The organism is Collinsella aerofaciens (assembly GCF_009876115.1).
Classification (GTDB): Bacteria; Actinomycetota; Coriobacteriia; order Coriobacteriales; family Coriobacteriaceae; genus Collinsella; species Collinsella aerofaciens_N.
Genome location: NZ_WWSY01000033.1, coordinates 1 through 1,590, shown reverse-complemented (window position 1 = coordinate 1,590; position 1,590 = coordinate 1). Strand labels below are relative to the sequence as shown.

At 70.6% G+C, this 1,590-nt stretch carries 1 protein-coding gene; it reads right to left on the bottom strand.

Annotated elements, in window-relative coordinates:
• Nucleotides 1–9: 9 nt before the first annotated feature.
• The gene (locus tag GT571_RS09925; protein ID WP_161156985.1) at nucleotides 10–1,299 is read right to left on the bottom strand and encodes an IS110 family RNA-guided transposase; all 1,290 of its coding nucleotides are present in this window, start codon (nucleotides 1,297–1,299) and stop codon (nucleotides 10–12) included.
• Nucleotides 1,300–1,590: the final 291 nt, after the last annotated feature.

Genomic DNA, 1,590 nt, shown 5'->3' with positions numbered 1-1,590 from the left:
CTGACGCTCCTATTTGGCAAGGTGTTTTTTAGAATCCATTTTGCGCTCGGCCTCGAAGGCCCGCCTGTCCCAATCGAGCGGAAGTCCGGCCTCGACCCATGCCTCGTAGGCCCTCCTTATGGGCTTGAGCTCCCTTTGGCCCCTCTCCAGCATCGAGATGTACTTCTCGCTGGTGCCCAGTATGGACGCCGCCCTCGCCTGGCTGACCTTCGCCGCGCGCCTGGCCGCCACGAGCTCCGAGGCGTCCCCGGGCCTCCTGATCTCGTGCGGGTGCATCAGCGCCCGGTACGCCTCCCTGGCCACGTAGCGCTTGAGGCACCTCATGACCTCCCTGTCGCTCTTCCCCCGCCCCCTGGCCCTCTCGGCGTACTCGGCGGTCTCGGGGTCGCGCATGACCCTCTGCCTCGCGATCTCGTGCAGCGCGCTGTTCGCCTGCCGGTCGCCGCCCCTGTTGAGCCTGTGCCTCACGGTCTTGCCGCTCGAGGCGGGGATGGGGCAGGCCCCGCATATCGCCGCGAACGACGCCTCGGAGCGCAGCCTGCCCGGGTTGTCCCCGGCCGCGACCGCGAGCTTGGCCGCGCTCACGGGCCCGCACCCGTACATCGCCAGCAGCGCGGGGCAGTTCTCCTCCAGGGACGCCTCGATCGCGCGCTCCATGTCGAGCGCCGCGTCGCGCGCCGCCTCCCACAGGTCCGCCAGCGCGCCGAGCGCGGCGCCCAGCGCGCCCTCGGCGCGCACGGAGGGGAGCTCCTCCATCAGCCTCGGCCCTCCCATGCCGCGGAACCTCGACCTGAGCCCCTCCGGCGCGGTGGTGAGCAGCGACCTCGCGGTGTTTATCGCCGAGGTCCGCGCCTTCACCGCCCCGGAGCGCGCCGCGAGCATGCAGCGCACCCCGTCGACCCACCCGTCCTGGCTCTTGGGGGTCCCGAGCTTTGAGCCGGACATCGCCGTGCGGGCGGCCCTCTCCGCGTCCGCCTCGTCGCACTTTCCCTGCCCCGGGCGCCTCCTCTGCATCCTCGCCGGGGAGAGCGCCTCGCGCACGGGCATCCCCAGCGACGCGAGGTGCCTGGTGAGGCCCGCCCCGTAGGACGACGTCCCCTCCATCGCGACGCAGGCCGGCTCCCCGGCCGCCGCGATCGCCCCGGCGAGCGCCTCGTAGCCCGCCGCGTCGGCGGGGAACTGGCGGGACAGGACCTTGCGGCCCCTCCAGTCGAGGACGCACAGCCAGTGCGAGTCGGCGTGGGTGTCGACCCCGCAGAAGACCGGCCCGCGGGCGCCGGGTGTCGATTCGGTTCTCATGTCTCGCTCCGTTCTTTCCGTGCTCGCCTGGACCGGGCAGACGGCACACTGACGGGGCGCGATAGAATGCGGTTGTTCGGGTCCGCGGTATCGCTCCATGCTCCTATTAGGTCATGCGGCGGTCTCGGCTCGCCGCGGCCCGCGCGGGACATGTCAGGAAACGAGGGCAGCCCTGTGGGCGCCAGCGGAATGTGGGGTCACCGCGCGGTCCGCATCTGATGGTGTCGACGTCAATGGTATACGGGTGCATCATCGACGTCTTCAATACAGAAAATATCAGTGCGGAATGTT

Excerpts from the sequence above, each read along its gene's own strand:
- GT571_RS09925 (WP_161156985.1), bottom strand. The coding sequence starts at position 1,299 with ATGAGAACCGAATCGACACCCGGCGCCCGCGGGCCGGTCTTCTGCGGG.